Annotated in this window: 10 protein-coding genes; 9 read left to right on the top strand and 1 reads right to left on the bottom strand. The window is 46.5% G+C overall.

The window, feature by feature from the left end; translation table 11 throughout:
* The first annotated feature begins 258 nt into the window (after positions 1 to 258).
* A complete protein-coding gene (locus ACEW9O_RS06470; protein ID WP_373549323.1) occupies positions 259 to 558 on the top strand; it encodes a hypothetical protein in 300 nt (99 codons plus the stop codon).
* A gap of 89 nt (positions 559 to 647) precedes the next feature.
* Here ACEW9O_RS06470 and ACEW9O_RS06465 read toward each other — a convergent pair whose 3' ends face one another.
* Positions 648 to 1,214: a hypothetical protein gene (locus ACEW9O_RS06465; RefSeq protein ID WP_373549322.1), complete on the bottom strand. Its 567-nt coding sequence runs from the start codon at positions 1,212 to 1,214 to the stop codon at positions 648 to 650.
* Positions 1,215 to 1,446: 232 nt separating this feature from the next.
* Between ACEW9O_RS06465 and ACEW9O_RS06460 the strand changes: the two genes are divergently transcribed.
* The 8 genes from ACEW9O_RS06460 to ACEW9O_RS06425 all read left to right on the top strand — a co-directional run bounded on the left by ACEW9O_RS06460 (position 1,447) and on the right by ACEW9O_RS06425 (position 18,254).
* Positions 1,447 to 2,487, top strand: a complete 1,041-nt coding sequence (locus ACEW9O_RS06460; RefSeq protein WP_373549321.1) for a leucine-rich repeat domain-containing protein — start codon at positions 1,447 to 1,449, stop codon at positions 2,485 to 2,487.
* A 92-nt stretch (positions 2,488 to 2,579) separates the two neighbouring features.
* Positions 2,580 to 2,975 (top strand): hypothetical protein, encoded by a 396-nt coding sequence (locus ACEW9O_RS06455; RefSeq protein ID WP_373549320.1) that lies wholly within the window; start codon positions 2,580 to 2,582, stop codon positions 2,973 to 2,975.
* A 152-nt stretch (positions 2,976 to 3,127) separates the two neighbouring features.
* On the top strand, positions 3,128 to 6,004 hold the full coding sequence (locus tag ACEW9O_RS06450; RefSeq protein ID WP_373549319.1) for a COR domain-containing protein: 2,877 nt from the start codon (positions 3,128 to 3,130) through the stop codon (positions 6,002 to 6,004).
* A gap of 212 nt (positions 6,005 to 6,216) precedes the next feature.
* On the top strand, positions 6,217 to 9,648 hold the full coding sequence (locus tag ACEW9O_RS06445; RefSeq protein WP_373549318.1) for a helicase-related protein: 3,432 nt from the start codon (positions 6,217 to 6,219) through the stop codon (positions 9,646 to 9,648).
* A gap of 1 nt (position 9,649) precedes the next feature.
* Positions 9,650 to 11,320 (top strand): DUF262 domain-containing protein, encoded by a 1,671-nt coding sequence (locus ACEW9O_RS06440; protein WP_373549317.1) that lies wholly within the window; start codon positions 9,650 to 9,652, stop codon positions 11,318 to 11,320.
* Entirely contained in the window at positions 11,317 to 14,364 is a 3,048-nt protein-coding gene (locus tag ACEW9O_RS06435; RefSeq protein WP_373549316.1) for a DUF1156 domain-containing protein, read from the top strand. The genes ACEW9O_RS06440 and ACEW9O_RS06435 overlap by 4 nt, the downstream gene beginning before the upstream one ends.
* A 7-nt stretch (positions 14,365 to 14,371) precedes the next feature.
* On the top strand, positions 14,372 to 17,656 hold the full coding sequence (locus tag ACEW9O_RS06430; protein WP_373549315.1) for a DUF499 domain-containing protein: 3,285 nt from the start codon (positions 14,372 to 14,374) through the stop codon (positions 17,654 to 17,656).
* Between the two features lie 43 nt (positions 17,657 to 17,699).
* Positions 17,700 to 18,254: a hypothetical protein gene (locus tag ACEW9O_RS06425; protein ID WP_373549314.1), complete on the top strand. Its 555-nt coding sequence runs from the start codon at positions 17,700 to 17,702 to the stop codon at positions 18,252 to 18,254.
* The last annotated feature ends 458 nt before the right edge of the window (positions 18,255 to 18,712 follow it).

Genomic DNA, 18,712 nt, shown 5'->3' with positions numbered 1-18,712 from the left:
TTAGATGGTTCAAAAACCGCAGCGAAGCTGCCCCCCGTGCGCAGCACCCCGTCAACACCTAACTTTGTGCCTTCAGTGTCCTCATATTTTTCCCTCTGTGCTAAAAAAAATGCCGCTTTAGCGACCCCCAAAACCCCAAAAAACCAATACCTTCCCCTAAAGTGCCCCTTTGGTTCCTTCCGTGCCTTAGGTGGTAAAAAAAAACCGCAGCGAAGCTGCCCCCAAAATTTTTCAACCCTCAACACCGAGACTATCCACATGAAAACCACCTACAAAGTCAAACGCCTCAAAGACGGCCGCTTCAAGTTCACCCTCGACGACGAGCTCCGCAGCATCCTCTACAACGCCACCGCCTCCGTCCTCCACTTCAATGGCGACGAACTTCCAGACTACCTCTTCGCCCTCCTCCACGAAACCCTCACGTTGTTGGAAGATACCCTGGAGCCCCGACTGCACAAAAGCCAGGTGCTGGCCATGTTGCAATTCGCCAGCAAATACATCGACCAGCCAACCCAGGTGCTGATTGTGGGCATGGTGCAAGAAGCAGGAAGGAAATAAATCCCGGCTCCTTTCTGAGCGCAAACGCTCTATGGTTATACTTGATTTAATACTTGGATTAAAAGAAAAGACTCAATCATCACCAATGCTTACTGCTGTATCCTAACTACTTCAAATTCCCAGGTTTTTGAATATCTATCTAATTTGAGTAAAAAACCAAACTGTTTTACCGCCAGTGACAGTGAATTAAAATTCACACTTTTTTGGCCATTGAGCAAACGGCTCAGGTAATTGGGACTACATCCATATACTTCGGAAAACTTAGCCTTTCTGATTTTAAACAGAACTAAGAAGTCTATTAAGCAGGCTCGCAAGAGTTCGTGATATTCGGCTCTTTCGGCACTTTCCTGCGCATTACTTAGTGCTATGACACTATTATAGTCGATGGCAATTGGGTAAAGTGGGGTGGCCTCCTGATCCGGAGCAGCTTTAAAATCAGGATGCTGATTCAATAGTTCCAGTACTGACTCCAACCGCTGATATAGTTCAATTTCCAGTGGGCTTCTTTCGTCTTTGGTACCTTCAGCGTGTTCTACTTCCTGAAGCATGTTGATGAAGATCATGGATTCAACTACTGGCCCATAAAGTTTATTGACCCAATTTTCTTCAGGGAGTATCTTATTGTGATTGTACATCATTATTGATTTATCGGTCAAGATAAAAATATTTACCTTTTGGTGCAATTTTTTTTAAAACCACCGGCCATTTTTCCATTTCACTGCGACTGCGACGAGCCCCCTCGTACGGGCAGCCCTACGTGGTTGCCCTGCGCTCATTCCAAAAAAACAATTTCACCTCCTTTCTTTGCCCCTCCCACCCCATTTTCCTATATTTGACAAAACAGAAATTTACCGCCTCCTCAGGCACCCAAAACACAACCCTACCCTTATGGCAGGCAATACCGCAGAAGCGCTCCGGCGTATCCAAGAAAACAAACGGACGAAATCCAAAATCCTGGACTTGAGTGGCCTGGGGCTGACTGAGCTGCCAGAAGAGCTGTGGGATTGTGTGTGGGTGGAGGAGTTGGGTCTGGGGCATTATTGGTCTTGGAATGGGGAAAAAGAGAACTGGATTTTGGAATATGATGATGCTAAAATCGCCAACCGACTCTCTAGTCTTCCCAACTCCATCTCGAAGGTGAAGCATTTAAACAAGCTTTATTTAGATGATAATCCAATTAACGACATCAGCGTGTTGATTAACTTGGTTAATTTGACTAATCTTTCCTTGAATTCCACATCCATTAGCGACATCAGCGTATTGAATAGCCTGGTCAATTTGACTGATCTTTCTCTGAGTTCCACGTCCATCAGCGACATAAGTATGTTGAGTAGCCTGGTTAATTTGAATTATCTTTACTTGAGTTCCACGTCCATTAGTGACATCAGCGTGTTGAGCAGCCTGGTTAATTTGACTAGTCTTTCTTTGAGTTTCACGTCCATTAGTGACATCAGTGTGTTGAGCAGCCTGGCTAATTTAACTAATCTTTACTTGAGTTTCACGTCCATTAGCGACATCAGTATGTTGGGTAGCCTGGTTAATTTGAGGAATCTTTCTTTGAGTTCCACGTCCATTAGCGACATCAGCGCGTTGAGTAGCCTGGTTAATTTGACTAATCTTTCCTTGAGTTCCACGTCCATTAGCGACATCAGCATGTTGAGTAGCATGGTTAATTTGACGAATCTTTCCTTGAGTTCCACGTCCATTAGCGACATCAGCGTGTTGAGTAGCCTGGTTAATTTGACTACCCTTGACTTGAGTGAAAGTTCTATTGCCTATTTCCCTTTTGATCTCCTCTTTTTACCCAAGGTTGAATACTTAAACCTCCAGGACACCCATTGCCTCAACATCCCTTCCGAACTTACGCACAAAAGCAATGCCCTACTCGACCTCAAAAACTACTACGCCGATCTCGAAAAAAACGCCTAAACTACTTATAACGCTAAAATCATCCCTGTGGGGAATCACAAATCAGTAAAGGCAAAACTCAGATAGCTTCTACCACTGGTGAAATTCTGGAATTGGATCCTTATTACCCGCTACTTTCTTCCAGGTATCCTGATCAGGATAACGACCAAGAGTCACCAGGCTTGAAAGAGCTCTCCGACCGCGAATTAGGACTCCAACTTTTAATCCCAACCGCACCCCCTAACCCCTTGGAAGGCCTCAAACTGCTTGTAAAAAAAGAATTGATCAATGAAGGCATCGGAGCCGCCATCATCTGTCTGGAAACACACCTACACACCGATTCAACTCCTGCCACCGATTTAATTGTCATCAGTAGCCAATTCCAAGAATTCAACCGAAATGTGGCCAAGGGTTTACACAGTGTCGATGAACAGTACTTGCTTTCCAATCGCATCAGGAATCAGGTGGTGGCGTTGTTGACTACCATCCAAGAGGCTGATCTGAAATAATTTGAAGTTGACTTGGGTATTGGGATAATACGCAGCTTCTTACAACTCCAACAATTTTCTCCCTTCTCTTGCCCCTCCCACCTCATTTTCCTATATTTGACAAAACACAAATTTACCGTCCCCACCGGTACCCAAAACACAACCCTACTCCTATGACAGCCAACATGGAAGAAGCGCTCCAGCGTATCCAGGAAAACAAACGGACAAAATCCAAAATCCTCGATCTGAGCCGTCTGGAGCTAACCGAGCTGCCAAACGAGTTATGGGAATGTGTCTGGGTGGAGGAACTGAACTTCGGGCGGAGCCATTATTGGAATGAAGAAAAAAATGCTTGGGATTACTACGAAGATAGAGGAATATGTTCCAATCGTTTATCCAGTCTTCCTCTGAGCATCTCGAATTTTAGGCATTTAACCCTCCTCTTTCTAGATGCTAACCCTATTACTGACCTTGCCCCTTTGCGCCTTTTAACCCATTTGAAATCCCTTGACTTGAGTGACACCTCCGTGTCCGACCTTAGCTCCTTGAGCGCTTTGGTCAATTTGACTACACTTAATTTGATTTACACTCAAGTGTCTGACCTTAGTGCTTTGACTCCCTTACTCAATCTGAACTCCCTGTATTTGAGGTTTACCAAAACCACCGACCTTAGCCCCTTAAGTTCTTTGATCAATTTGACTACACTTAATTTGAGTTATACTCATGTGTCTGACCTTAGCCCCTTGAGTTCTTTGACCAATTTGAGCCATTTGGACTTGGGTCATTCACATGTGTCAGATCTTAGCCCCTTAAGCTCATTGCTCAATTTGAACTACCTGGATTTGAAATTTAGTTCAGTACACGACCTCGCACCACTGAGTTCTTTAACCAACTTGGACTCCCTTTACTTAAGTGCTACGGCCGTGTCCGACCTTGATCCCTTGGGTTCTTTGCTCAATTTGGAGTTCCTTTTCCTGGGTGGCACCTCAGTATCCAATCTTGAACCTTTGTGCCATTTGCGCAATTTGAAGTGGCTGGAACTAAGTGCAACTCCAGTCTCCTATTTCCCTTTGGAGCTACTTTTTTTACCCGAACTCGAAATGCTGGAACTGGACTATACGCACTGCCTTAACCTCCCCTCGGAGTTCACTAGCCTATCTAATGCCCTTCCCGCTCTCCTTGACTATTTCACCGAACTCAAAAAAAACGCCTACCCCTCCTACGATGCCAAACAAATCATCATTGGCAATGGCCGTGTTGGCAAAACGAGCCTGCTCAAAGCCCTCTATGGACTCGACGACTTCAACCCCGCTGAAGACTCCACCCACGGCATCCAGCTATTCGACACCACCCTCACTCTCCCCGAAAAACAAGCTACTGTCAATCTCAGCCTTTGGGACTTTGGCGGCCAGGAACTCTACCATGCTACCCACCGCATTTTTATGCAATCCAGCGCCCTGTATTTAGTCGTTTGGGATCCCGCTACCGAGTCCAACCCTGGTGAGGAAACCGTCCAGCTCCATGGCCAGGATTACACCTTCCGCAACTACCCTCTCAGTTACTGGCTGAGCAATGTGCGGGCATTAAGCCCTGACTCCAAAATCATCGTCGTCTGCAACAAGTGCGACGACGGCCAGGAACATTTTCCACTCGATCTTCAGGAACTTAAGGCAGTATACCGCATCGATTCCTTCATCAGCATCAGCGCCAAAACCGGTTATGGCATTTCTACTTTGCGCCAACGCATCCAATACCTGCTGGATCGAATGCCCGAAATGGGGATGTATATGCCGGTTTCCTGGCGAAATGTACGCGAAAAACTGACTGACCTTCGTGGCTCCCAGCCATGCATTTCCTTGGAGGAATTCCAGAATGTTTGTGAATCAGAGACAATCTGGGAAGATTCAATGCATACCCTGCTTTACTTTTTGCACCAAGCTGGCTTTTTGTTTTGGCACGAAAAATACCTTAAAACTCATATTATCATTGATCAAAAGTGGGCGCTGGAAGCCATCTACCAACTCCTCGACCGCAACGGCTGGTACCCTCTCCTCAAAGGTAATGCCCTCCGCCAACGCAACGACCTTGCCAAATGTTGGAGTGCCTACACTCCCGTGCAGATCGACCTTTTTTTAGACCTGATGCAAACCTGTGAGCTAGCACTCAGGTTAGAGGATGAGGAAAGTGACAACCCCCACTTCCTCATTCCTGAATTCCTGCCAGGTAAACCGGCCCCCGCTGTTGCCGACATTTGGGGGGCAGACAAAAGCCCCATTTATCATTGCTGTTTTTATAATCCTTTCTTTTATCCTTTCATTATTCAGCGTTTCATTGTACGCTGTGCCAAACTGGCCGAACGTTATGACCTGCTTTGGCACACTGGACTTCTGCTCAAGGTGGATGGTACCATGGCTTTGGTACGAATATATCCTGAAATTGGTGATATTCAGATGCAACTGCGTGGGGCCAACCCGGCAGATTTACTGGAGCGAATCATCAATGAAATCAAAGATCTTCAGATGACAGCCGATGATGAAGGCTTCTTTCTTTCTGTGAGTGGAGATCCCGATGAATGGGTGCCCCTGCCGGAATTGCAGGATGAAATCAATGACGACAAAACCCACATTGCCTCTACCACTAGGAAAGTCCTTGAAATAGCCCCCTTCCATATTCTGCTCACTCCTAACCAGCAAGAAGAAGAGAATCAAAATGCTCTGGGTTTAAAGGAGTTGTCAGACATTGTTTCTGGTGCTCAATTGCTAGAACCTATCGAGCCAACTTCTCCCCTCGAAGCCCTCAAAAACCAGGTCAAATCCAAACTCATCGACGGCATCCCCGCTGCCATTACCCTCCTACGCCAACACATCGCGACCAATACCTCCACATTCGACGACCTGATCCTCATCCATGGCCAATACCAACGCTACCACGAGGATTTAACCCTCTATGATGTACTTAGTGCTGAAGAACGCAGGATTGGCTACAACCGCATCCAAAAGTCGATTTTGGAGCTGGTAAATAGCTTGGAGGAAGGCGATATAAAAGACTAGCGCATTGCCCCCATTTTTACAAACTTTTACTCCCACCCAATTTGTATTTCCCCCAACAATATGTACTTTGTCAATCCTTGGAAAAAGCCTCAACCAGAGCCCTTCAAAAGGATTAAAAAACGAAATAAAATTGTTGTAACCTTTTCCTTACAATTTCGTATATAACCTTCGGAAGACCACGTATTCCCAATACCGAGCAAACGAACAACCCAATGCACATTCAAATAGGTCAGATCGTCAAAAACTTAGTACCCAGTGAACCGGTAACCATCAACCACATCCAAACCTTGGGTGAAAAAATTTCCTTGAAGTACACTGGCGTAAATTCCAATCGAACCAGTTCTAAAATACTATCTCCTGACCAATTTGCACAACTCGAAGTACTCACAGCACAAGGCTCTTTTAATTTCAAGGGTGATCCTACCCGCTTCGCACTCTTTGCCGAAGCCGAACGCATCAATTCTGCTTATCAATTCGACCCCCTCTTTGCGGTCAACTGCAGCATCGTCGACCCGCTCCCCCATCAGGTAGAGGCCGTGTACAAGTTTTTGCTGCCCTTGCCCAAAATCAGGTTTCTGCTGGCCGATGATACGGGTGCAGGTAAAACCATCATGACCGGTCTCCTCATCAAAGAGCTGATGATGCGGGGACTCATCGAACGGGTGTTGATCGTAACCCCCGGCGGACTGACCAAACAATGGCAAGAGGATGAAATGGGCATCAAGTTCAATATTCCCTTCACGCTGGCAAATCGAAGCCTGTTTTCCTCTGATCCCAACATTTTTCATACCGCGCCGCGGATCATCACTTCCATTGATTTCATCTCGCGGGAAGATGTGCTCAACGTGGTGAGCAATTCCCATTGGGACTTGATTGTATTTGATGAATGTCACAAGTTGTCGGCCTACGATTACGGAACCAAACAGTACCTTTCTCAGCGCTACAAGGCTGCACAAGTGCTGTCGCAGCAGTGCGAGCACATTCTTTTGCTTACGGCTACGCCGCACCGGGGTAGAACCGATACGTTTAAGAAGTTGCTGCAACTCTTGGATGAAGACATTTTTGCTACCGATGAAATTGCTTCGGCCCGGATCAGGGAACTGGAACACAACGGCATCAACAAGTTTTTCATCCGCCGCTTGAAGGAAGACATGAAGGACTGGGAGGGCAATCCCCTGTACAAAAACCGCTATACCCGTACGGTCGCCTACCAACTCACCCCGGAAGAGAAAGAATTGTACGATGCGGTGACGTCTTACCTGACCAAACGTAAGGAGGAAGCCTCTGAAACCAGAAACATCCACGTTTCACTGGCTTTGACCGTGATGCAACGCCGCTTGGTCAGCTCCATTTTTGCCATCAAAAACACGCTGGAACGGCGCTGGAAGGCCCTGCAAGGGATCGTTGATGAACTGACCAATAACCCTGGCCTTTGGAACCAACGCCACAAGATCGACGCCATCTTCAACCAGGTCGAAGACATTGAAGATTTTGAAGACCTGGAGGACGATGAAAAGGAGGCACTCGAAGGAATCCTCGCCGACCCCAAGAAATTCAAGCTATTCACTACGGCTAAAAACCCCCAGGAGCTGCGCCAGGAAGCCAATGAAGTGAAGAAGTTATTTGAAATGGCCCAGTCCCTCTTCAATCGGCACCAGGAAGAGAAGAAATTTCAGGAACTACAAGGTTTACTCAAGTCCCAAGGGGTACTCGAAAAGGGTGAAAAATTGGTCATTTTTACCGAGCATAAAGACACATTGCTCTACCTCGAAGAACGACTCACCAAAAGTGGGGGCTACAAGGTGGCTACCATCCACGGAGGCAAGTTGGTGGATGAACGCCGCCAGGCGCAGTGGGATTTTGCCAAACCGGATACCCAAATCCTCATTGCCACCGATGCGGCGGGGGAAGGGATCAACTTGCAGTTTTGCCGCTTGCTCATCAACTGGGACATTCCCTGGAACCCCAATCGCCTGGAACAGCGCATGGGCCGGATTCACCGCTATGGCCAGAAACAGGATGTTTTGGTGTTCAATATGGTGGCCAACAATACCAAAGAGGGCAAAGTGCTGGAGCGTTTGTTGACCAAACTGGACATCATTCGGGACAGCATGGGCGATGACCGCGTGTATGATGTAATTCAAGATGTTTTTGAGAATGTCAATCTCGATGCCATCATCAACTCGGTTTTTAATGGGGAAACTACCGCTTTGAACGACCTATTGGATCAGGATGTGGAGCAACTAAAGCAGAAGTTTCAGCAGGAAATTCAGGAGCAAAAGAATAAACTGGCGCACAGTACCGTCGATTTTAAGGATGCACGTACCTTAAAGGAGAATTCCGATGAGAAACGCCTTCAGCCGATCTACGTTCGACTGTTTTTTGAAAAGGCTTTCAAATACCTGGGTGGGGAGTTTACCGAATTGCGTCCCTCCATCTATCGCATCGACAAACTTCCGGATGAAGTGGCCCTTGCGCTCAAAAACGACCACAACATCTTTGCGGATGCCATTCGACAGATTCAGTTTTGTTTTGACAAACAAGTTTTTCTGGACTACCAAAATATCGGCGACCTGGGTAAGGTACACTACATCAACCCGGGCAACGCGATCTTTGATTGCCTGGTCAAGGTGGTGCGCCACAAGTTTCGGGAGGATATGCTGAAAGGCACCATCCTCATCTCTCCGGATGATCAGGAGGACTATTTTGCGTTTTTCGTCAAATCGCAAATCATCGATGATCGGGAAAGCAAAAGGGAGGACAGTGTGGCCGATGAGCGTTTGGTGATTGTGGCGCAAGCTAAAGATGGGAGTTTTCAGCTGACCTCCCCCGCCAAGTTCATTGATTTGCACCCGCCCCTGGACTTCAGCAAACCCATCGAACCCCCTCCTGCGGCCAGCAGTACCGAGGTGATTGAATGGAGTTATCTGAACATCACCCAGCAGCAGTTTGATGACACCAAAGCCCACATTGAAAAGGATGTAGCCGATCGGCAGTCGTACCTGGAAACGGCGTTTACGCAGGTCATCCTCGATCTGCAAAGCCAGATTCAAGAGCTACAGGGCAAGGTGCTGCTGGGCGACCAAAAGGTGCAGGAAAAGATTGTTAAAAAACAGGAACGCATCAGCGAACTCATCCACAAAAAGCAGGCTCGACTGGCCAATTTGGAATTGATGACCCAATTGAGCCCCAAAGAACCGGATATCCTGGGTTGTGCTTACGTGGTTCCCCTGACGCAGGTGGAATACCTGGGGCATTACGGCATGAGTAGAGACGATGAGGCCGAAGCGATTGCCATGGAAACCGCCATGAATTACGAACGTAGTGTGAACTGGCAGCCCACTGATGTAAGCGCCAACAATGAAGGCTACGACATTCGTAGCATCAGCCCCGAGGGTTTGAAACGCTACATCGAAGTGAAGGGACGAAGTGGAGCGGATGGCAGTGTCATGCTCAGTGAGAATGAATGGAACCGCTTGGCTCAGTTGGGTGAATCAGCTTGGTTGTATATCGTGATCCTATGCAAAAGTGATCCAACGCTTTATCGAATCCAAAATCCCGGAAAAGGCTTAAAATTTGAACTAAAATCAAAAGGTGTACAATATTTTTTACCCATGAACGAGTGGATTTTAAAAATTAAATGACATGAACAATCAAAAAGAAACTATTCGCAAGTTTGTGAATTACATCAACAATTCATCACATCTTGGTGGATTTTGGCTACCAAATATCCAACGGCCATTTGTTTGGAAAGAAGAACAGATTGAGAAGTTGTATGATTCTATTTTAAGGGAGTATCCAATTGGGACTTTGTTAGTTTGGAAAAATAAAAACAAAATTAAACACCGTAAATTCATTGACAATTGGATTGATGGCCTAAATCTTTTACATTTTTTTGTGCCCATCAATGAAACTCCTAAAATGCTTGTCCTAGATGGACAACAAAGGATGCAAAGCCTTTATATTGGTTTAAAAGGTAGTTATAATGGCAAAGAATTGTATTTTAATGTGTTAAGTGGAGAGGCTAAAACTCCAGATGACCGAAAATTCCTGTTTAAATTCTACAAGGAATCACTTGGCTTCCCCTGGGTGAAATTCAGTACGCTAGTTTTTCCAGACAAAAGAACCAAGGAGTTTAAAGCAGAAATTCGACTTTTAGCTGGAAAAGACTTAGATAATCAGGCTGATGACCGCATTGAAGAAAACATTGAAATTATCCGTAAAACTTTTTGTCAAGACGACAACATCCTTTACCAAGAAGTTGATAGCATTGATAGACCCTCAGCTTATTCCGAAGACGATATCGTTGAAATTTTCATCCGCGCGAATTCAGGCGGTACAAAGTTGGATAAGTCTGATTTGTTGTTCTCATTATTGGTATCTTCTTGGGATGAAGCCAACGAGAACATGACTACTTTATTGGACGAATTGAACAAGGACGGTTATGACTTTGGTAGAGATTTTGTCTTAAAGACCTGTCTTGTTCTCTTTGAAAAAGGAGCCAGTTATGAAGTTGCAAAATTTAGAGACGGGGATACCAAACAAAAAATTGAAGAAAATTGGGAGCGTATTTCAAATGCAATCAAAGATGTGAAAGACTTCATCAAAGGAAGAACCTTTATTCAGAATGATAAAGCACTTACCTCTTACCTTGCACTTATTCCACTAATCTATTTCCGGTATCATTATCCTGAAAAATGGTCGTCAACGCCTAAAATCAATGAATACCTTGTCCGTACCATGTTGATGGGAGTCTTTAGCGGAGGCCCAGACGGACTTATAGACAAGCTTGTGAAAAAAATAAAAGAAGACTCAGGCTTTGTAGTTTCAAATGTTTACGGCGCTATTCGAGATGACAATAGAACATTGGAGCTGACTTTGGATAACCTTTTAAACCTTTCCTATACAGATCGGAGAATCCACCTTTTGTTCAATCTGTGGTATGACTTTAATTATACGCCAGCCTACAACCAAAATGCACCATCAATTGATCACATATTTCCCCAGTCAATATTGAAAAAGGTAAAAATGATGAACCCAGAAACGGGTCGAAAAAGCCTTACCCAGTATCCGCAACCAGTTAGGGATCAATTGGCAAACTTAATGTTGCTCACCAAACAAGAGAATGGAGCAGGGAATAAATGGGATCAGTCTCCAGAACGATGGTTTGCAGGGAAAGATCAAACGTATTTGGACTTACATTTAATCCCAAATAATCCTGACCTTTGGAAACTCGAAAATTTTGAGCAATTTTTGGATGCTCGAAAGCAATTGATCCTTAAAAAGTTTGACTACTTGCTAACCAAGACCCAATGACCCAAGCCAAAAAGCTCATCGAAGTAGCCATGCCGATCAAGGAAATATCGGCTGAAAGTGTGCGCGACAAATCGATCCGGCATGGGCACATTTCAACCCTGCACCTCTGGTGGGCGCGGCGCCCTCTGCCCGTTTGCCGTGCTGTAGTGTTTGCTAGCTTGGTTCCCGATCCCATGGATCCGCATTGCCCCCCGGCTTTTAAGGATGCAGTTACTTTATTGCTGGGTAAAGACGCCAACCCTGGTGATCCGTACAGCACTTATGCCGACATTCCCTGGACGGTCGTGTTCGATCCGATGGAGGACAACCTCCGCAACCGCCTCCAGCTGTTCATCGGCAAGTTTACGCCAGACATGCAGCAGCACCTATTACACAACAAACCCAAACCTGCTGCGGGCAACCAACTGACCGATTTCAGCCTCATCAAGTGGGACAATAAGAACAATGAAACCATCATCAACAAGGCCCGCAAACTGATTTGGGTGGCCCACAATGCGGCTGCGGGCCAATCAGCTCAGGAATTGCTCGCCGATTTTGATCGGCATTACGCCAACATCAAAAAGGCCGAGGATGAACTGTACCGCTGCACCGATCGGCACCTTGCGGCTACTCCCATCCAGCTCAAAGAAACCGCCCTGCAAGCGGCCATTGCTGCTTTTTTGGCCAAAATGCCCCGAGTGTTTGACCCCTTCGCGGGCGGCGGTGCCATTCCGCTGGAAGCGGCTCGCTTGGGTTGCCATACTTTTGGCAACGACATCAATCCTGTGGCGCACATCATTCAAAAAGGCAGCCTGGAGTTCCCGCAGAAGTACGGCAAACCGATCACCTACAGCAAGGCTGCCTTCATTGAGCTGTACGGGGAAGACTCTTGGCAAAACCTGCCCCAACAAAACCGGGTGGTCGAGAATGGCCATCCTACTGGAGCGCTGGTGCACAACCGCCTGTCCTTTGATGTGGAGTTTTATGCCAAAAAACTCCTGGCGGAGACCGAAAAGGAGATCGGCCATTTGTATCCCGCCGATGAAAAAGGCCATAAACCCATTGCCTATTACTGGGCTAGAGTAGGCACTTGTAGCAACCCCAGTTGTCGGGCCGAGGTACCTTTGCTGAAAGGGTTTTATTTGGCGAATACCAAGACGAAACAAGTTTACCTGAAGCCAAAAATTGACAACAAAACCATCAGTTTTTCCGTAGAATCAGGTGAAACTGATGAAGAAGGTTTTGTACACTCCAGAAAAAATCTTCGTTGTCCGGTCTGTGGAAACAATACGAGCAATAGTGACTTGAAAAAACAATTTTTAACTGGAACAATCAAACAAACCATGCTGGCGGTGATCGAGGATTCACCTCAGGGCAAACAGTATCGAATTCCTACTGCGGCAGAGGGCAAGATTCTTGAAAGTGTGCCCAGTGAGATAGAAAGTATAGATGAAAAACTGGCCATCGGCAATACAAAACAGTTTGATTTGTGTCCTTGGGGATTTGAAACGGTTGGAAGCATGTTTTCACCACGTCAACTCCACGCGCTGCAAACCCTTACCCAAAAACTCCAAGTCCTCAAACAAGAATTGAAAATGCTGGAGGAAGAATACCAGAAAGCAGTTGTGACGTATTTGGGGATCTTGATTGATCGGGTAGGCATAGTCAACACATCTTTTGGTCGATGGCATACAAGTGGTGAAAAGCTTGAACACCCATTTTCGAAACAAGCAATTGCCATGACCTTTGATTACCCTGAATCTAATATGTTTTGCAATTCTACTGGTAGTGCACTAAATCAAATAGACTGGCTTATTCGGTATATTGAGTCTGAATGTAAATGTCCTTTTTCAACTGATTCTATCAATGCCAGTAGTGGCGACAAATCCCAATTTGCTGATAAGTATTTAACAGCAGTTGTAACCGATCCTCCCTATTATGATGCCATTGCTTATGCTGACCTGTCTGACTTTTTCTATGTATGGCTTAAACGCTCCTTGGGTGATGTTTATCCCTTGAACTTCGCTACTCCTCAAACTCCCAAAAGTGAGGAGTGTACCGCCTTGAAACACCACCACCAAAATGACAAACAAGCAGCCAAGCTTCATTTTGAAAACAAGTTGACCCAGATTTTTGACGCCATTGAGCACCAAACCGCAGACATTGTCAGCATAATGTTTGCCCATCAAAGCACCGAAGCCTGGACCACCTTATGCAATTCTATTCTTGGGGCAAGGATGAACATTACCGGAAGCTGGCCTATGGATACTGAAATGGCCAATCGTAGCATAAGCCTGGCTGGTGCTGCACTGGCTTCTTCAGTTACCGTCTCTGCCCGACCCGCCCAAAAAACCGGCTATGGCGATTATAAAACGGTTAAAAAAGACATCCAGCGCACCGTAGCCCGGGAAGTCGACGAACTCTATAAACTCGGCTTCCGTGGTGCCGACCTTCTCACTGCCTGTTTTGGCCAGGCCGTAAGTGAATTTGGCAAATACCAAAAAGTAGAAAAAGCCGACGGCAGCGAAGTTACCGTAGCCGAACTACTGGAGATGGCCCGCGAAAGTGCCTTCAATGCCTTGCTCAAGGGATTTGATGGAGATGATTTTACCAAGTTTTACATCGGTTGGTTGCAATTGTATGGTTTTGTGGAAAGTGATTTTGACGATGCAGCCAAATTCAGCCGCGTGGGCCTGAGCATCAATGTGCAGGAGCTGTTCACAGAGCACATCTTGGTGAAGAATGGCAACAAACAGACCCTGGCTACTTTTGCCCAGCGCCTGGCCGCCGATCCCAATTGTGGCCTCAAAGGAGACGAAATTCTGTTGAACCAGGTGCACCGGGCCATGGCCTTGTACCAGGGAACCCAGCGTGCTGCCTTGCTGCAATACATCAAAAAAGTAGCCTCAAGCTCCGAGAGTGCATTTTGGAGGGTGATCACCTCGATGTGCGAAGTGCTTCCCCCTGGCAGCGATGACCACAAACAAGGAACTGGACTATTGAGCAACAAAGAAAGTTTGATCCGGGAGAGTAAAATAGCTGAACAACAAACCCTTTTTGAATAGCATCACCATGGCAACAACCCAATCCCACCAAGATAATTTATTCAAAGCCTTCGGTTTGTTTATCGAGGCGTTCCGGCCGTATGTCGTGGAGCTGCTTTCCAAAGAAGCTGGTGAGCGTTGGCCCGCCTGGTTTGTGGAGGCTTTGTATCCAGCGCAGCAGGACAGTTGGAACACCGGATTGCGTTCGGGGAGTACCCCCGAGGCTTTGATCGATTATCCTTACCTCAAGCCTTTTGCGCTAAAATACCGCGAATTGTTGAGAAGCGAATTTGGCAAAGAGGTCAATAAACTGGCTACCCGGCTGGAAACCATCTACGAGGTGCGCAACAAACTGGCGCATTTTCAGGAGATCAGTGAGGATGACTTTTCTGAAGTGTTCATCAACATGAAAAGTATTGCCCGCTCGATCAAGATGACCGAATTGGAGCAAGCGCTGATCAACCTGCAGGAAACGAAAACCCCTCTAGTTGCGGCTACTCCAGTGCCGAAGACAGCAGCAGGGTCCTCCGCGCAGGCTCCCTGGTTTCGGGTGGTATCGCCCCACCTCGACATCAAACAGGGTCGCCTGGATGAATCTATTTTTGCGGCGAATCTGGCCGAGGTCGCTTTGGGCAACGGTCGTGAGATTTACAATAACCCGGTGGTATTTTTTTCCAAAACATATTTTACCGCTGGACTTAGAAATGTGGCCAAAACCGTCATCCAGGGACTGAATGGCCAGCAAGATGCCGAAAACCGGGTCATCTCCCTGCAAACTGGCTTTGGGGGAGGAAAAACGCATACCCTGATTTCGCTTTACCACCTGGGGAAATGGGGCAAAAAGGCCACCCAATCGGCCTATGCACAGGAATTGCTAAAGCATTCCGGAGCGCCGGATTTTGATAGTGCCAACATTGCCGTTTTTACCAATACTACCAATGATCCTGCCAATGGCAGAACCACCGACAATGGCACCCTCATCCAAACCATTTGGGGGGAATTGGCCTACCAGCTGGGTGGTTCTGCTGCCTATGAGCTGGTGCGCAAGAATGACGAACAGTTGATCGCTCCAGCGGGCTTGTTCAAACAGGTGCTGGAAAAATGCAAACCTGCCCTGATCTTGATTGACGAGTTGGCCGACTATTGTGTAAAGGCTTCGGCCAAAAAAGCGGGCAACAGCAGCCTGGCCGATCAAACGATCAGCTTCATGCAGGAGCTGACCGAAGCGGTAGCGAGTACAAACCACTGTGTAGCGGTAATCACGCTGCCCGCTAGTCCGCAAGAAGTGGGCAACACCCCCGAAGCGCAGGCCATCCTGACTTCTTTGCAAAAACGCGTGAGCCGGGTTGGTGCCGATACACAACCGGTTGCGGATGATGAAATTTATGAAGTGATTCGTCGACGGCTATTTGAAGACATGGGCGATGCCCAGGTCATGGAGTCGGTGGCTGCGCAGTATTTGGAGCTGTACCAGCAGTTTCGAGCCGAGCTTCCTGCGCACGCCATTAAGTCGGAGTACAAACAGAAAATCCTCAAGTCTTATCCTTTTCACCCGGAGTTGATCGATGCCTTCCGCATCCGTTGGGCCAGTCACCACGATTTTCAACGCACCAGAGGCGTTTTGCGCCTGCTTGCGGCCATTGTGAGCGACCTTTGGAAACGGCAGCAGTCGCTTCCCGGCAACAATTTATTGATCCACCCTGGCGTAGTCAATTTTGCCAATTTGGACGCCTTGTCTGGCCAGCTCAAAAAGTTGTACGGCAATGGCTATGATTCGGTCATCGCGGCGGATGTTGCCGGATCTTCATCCAATGCCTTTAAGATCGACAACAACAAAGCGGAATATGGGCAATGGTACCTCACACAGTCGATTGCTTCCGTCTTTTTGATGAACTCCTTCGGCAATGAGGGGGCCAATAAAGGGATTTCGGTTCCGGAGTTGAAATTGAATCTGTTGACGCCCGAAGGCTTCAACCACAATAGCATCAATGGTGCCCTGGATGAATTGGAGAACAATGCCTATTACCTGTATTATGCCCAGGCTGGCGGTACGGGTAAACGGTATTGGTTCAATACTAAGCCCAACATCAACATCCTCATCAACCAGGCCAAAGGCGACATCAAAAACGAGGACATCAATGCCGAAATCATCAACAGGATCAACCTGAAGACCAAGAATGTCCCCCTTTTTAATGTTTTGGTGAACCCTACCCTGGAGCTTCCGGAACAGACCAAACCCACCTTACTCATCCTTAGCCCCGAGCACCTGGTAAGCCCGGGTGGGGTCAGTGGAAATACCGCTGCTTTGATTGAAAAGATCGCGACCAAAAAAGGCAATAGTGAGCGAATTTACCGCAACACCATGCTGTTTTTGATCTGCTCTGAATTGGGGATCGGCAAACTGCAATCCACCATCCGGGAATTTTTGGCCTGCCACAAAATCACCCAGGAGTACCAGGGACAGTTGGAACGGGAGCCAAAAGAAGACCTGAAACGCCGCATGGACGATGCTTCCCAACAAGCAGAGTCGGCCCTGGTGGTGGCGTATTCGATCCTCATCAAGTACGCGGTAAAAAATGGAGTGAGCCAACTACAGGTCAAGCAACAATTCAAATCCAGCCTCGATCAGCAAATCAGCGTCATCATCGATGCCCTGAAAGAAGAAGAATGGTTGTTGAAAGCCGTTGGGGTTAATACCTTGCGGAACAACAACCTCTTGCCCACAGTGGAGCATGCCCTCAAAACGAAAGAGGTCTACGACGCTTTCCTGCGCTTTGACGACAAGCCCATGATCACGGGTCCCGATGCAATCAACGAAAGCCTGCTGAGGCATTGTACCAACGGGGAGATTTGTATCGCCGCGGGTGATGGCAGCACGTTCACCAAGTTCTTTTTTAAGGAATCGGTGCCCTTCTTTGACGCCACTGCCGATTCGTATTGGTTGGTGGACAAATCGCTTATCCCGCCACCACCCGCTGTCGACACTCCCCCACCCTCGGCCATTTACCCCGAAGGTGTTCCAACTGGAGAGTTTAATGACCCTGGAGTACCTTCTTCCCCAACTGATGGGCTAGATGAAGCGATCAAAAAATTCAACGCACTGGTGATTTCCGGCAAGGTTCCCTTGGAGCGCTACACCGAATTGTTCAACTATTTCATCACGCCTTTTGCCATGAATGGCAATAAAATCGAGATCGAGGTGAAATTCAAAATCAAGGCTTCCGAAAGTAGTCCCCTGGATGAGAGCAAACAGCAGTACAAATCGGCTAAGGAGGCGGCGAGGCAGTTGGGGCTGGATTTTTGGGAGGAGTAGATCGTGATGTGGGTTTCAATTTGCAAAAAAAAACAATCGTTTAATGATGTTGAGCTATATTGAAAATATTTTACCAAGAATCAAGCAGTTCAGTGCCACACTTGAACGCAAGGAATTCTTTGTAGATACTCCTTGGGTGATCATTGACGATCAAAAAAAACAGCAGAAGTATATTTTTAGACGTAATGGAGATTTGATAATGTCACTGAATGGCACTGTCTCATTGGGGCATTGGGAGTATATTTCTGCTGCGAGGAGTTTATTGATTGATCGAATCAATGATAAAATTTTGCTAAACCAAAATTTTGTTGACCCAGCAGTAATGGTCCTAAATCTAGATGGGCATAAAGATGGATATTTCATTTTGGCTAATGAGTTATTAATTCCCGATTTAGACGTAAGTGGTTATCTTCAAAGATTGTACTATTTAAAAAACAATATAGCGACAAGAAAACTTAAATCTGGAGAATTTTTAGAGTTAATCACTTTTAGCGGCATTACTTCAGGAAGCACCGTTGCCATCAATGGACAGCCAGTTTCAGATTGCTTTGTAGAATTAGCGGAATCGGATAAGAAATATGATATGCGTAACTTATAATACAAACAGGGGAAAAATTACCATTGAGAAGCAAGAAGGATTTAATCCTGCAATTGGAGACTTTGCCTATCAAAATGACACAGTTGCCCCAGACGGAAAGTACAAACTTGGTTTTTTATGGTATATTTTTGTCAAAGATGGAAAGATAATCAAAACATCCTCCTTTTGAGAAAAAAAGACCTATAAGTGGTTTCCCCATCATAAAGGATTATGCGTTACGCATCTACTCATCTATGAACGACGATATTGTGATTCATTACAGGGCAAACCTGGGATTTTTGGAAGATAAGTGCAGTGCATCGTTGTGTTGATTATGAAGGGTGTAATTCAAATTGTCGCACCTCATCATTAAGCTGCGGATTTCCTGAAAATATTAGTGATGAGATCGAATTTTTGGCTGCGTAAAGCGACCCTAAGTTTGATCATCTTATCGCAACCATCATCAGACCAGCGTTGCC

It is taken from the genome of Haliscomenobacter sp., assembly GCF_041740695.1.
Classification (GTDB): Bacteria; Bacteroidota; Bacteroidia; order Chitinophagales; family Saprospiraceae; genus Haliscomenobacter.
The sequence above is the reverse complement of the archived record's forward strand: the minus strand, read 5'-3'. Positions and strand labels throughout refer to the sequence as shown.

Excerpts from the sequence above, each read along its gene's own strand:
- ACEW9O_RS06450 (WP_373549319.1), top strand. The coding sequence starts at position 3,128 with ATGACAGCCAACATGGAAGAAGCGCTCCAGCGTATCCAGGAAAACAAA.
- ACEW9O_RS06460 (WP_373549321.1), top strand. The coding sequence starts at position 1,447 with ATGGCAGGCAATACCGCAGAAGCGCTCCGGCGTATCCAAGAAAACAAA.
- ACEW9O_RS06445 (WP_373549318.1), top strand. The coding sequence starts at position 6,217 with ATGCACATTCAAATAGGTCAGATCGTCAAAAACTTAGTACCCAGTGAA.
- ACEW9O_RS06430 (WP_373549315.1), top strand. The coding sequence starts at position 14,372 with ATGGCAACAACCCAATCCCACCAAGATAATTTATTCAAAGCCTTCGGT.
- ACEW9O_RS06435 (WP_373549316.1), top strand. The coding sequence starts at position 11,317 with ATGACCCAAGCCAAAAAGCTCATCGAAGTAGCCATGCCGATCAAGGAA.
- ACEW9O_RS06425 (WP_373549314.1), top strand. The coding sequence starts at position 17,700 with ATGATGTTGAGCTATATTGAAAATATTTTACCAAGAATCAAGCAGTTC.
- ACEW9O_RS06440 (WP_373549317.1), top strand. The coding sequence starts at position 9,650 with ATGAACAATCAAAAAGAAACTATTCGCAAGTTTGTGAATTACATCAAC.
- ACEW9O_RS06470 (WP_373549323.1), top strand. The coding sequence starts at position 259 with ATGAAAACCACCTACAAAGTCAAACGCCTCAAAGACGGCCGCTTCAAG.